This window comes from Leucobacter musarum subsp. musarum (assembly GCF_001273845.1).
In the GTDB taxonomy this organism is placed as follows: domain Bacteria; phylum Actinomycetota; class Actinomycetes; order Actinomycetales; family Microbacteriaceae; genus Leucobacter; species Leucobacter musarum.
On the sequence record NZ_JHBW01000084.1, the window covers coordinates 1 to 217 of the forward strand.

Annotated in this window: 1 pseudogene; it reads right to left on the reverse strand. The window is 73.3% G+C overall.

The features are described from left to right. A pseudogene (locus tag CH42_RS16590) lies at positions 1 to 217 on the reverse strand (MFS transporter); the annotation flags it as partial.

Below are 217 nucleotides of genomic sequence, written 5' to 3' on the forward strand. Positions count from 1 at the left end.
GTCATGACGGTGGCCGAGCGTCCCTCGGGGCTGCGCGCCGAACCGAAGCCGTAGAGCGTCACCAGCAGCGGCCCGATCCCGATGCCGGTGACCGCGAGGCCCAGCGCCACCAGACTCATCCCGTCCTCCGGCCCCGCGCTGCCGGCGGACGCGAGGATCGCCTCGCCGACCACGATGAACGCCGCGAAGACGAGCCACCGGCAGCGCAGGGTGAAGC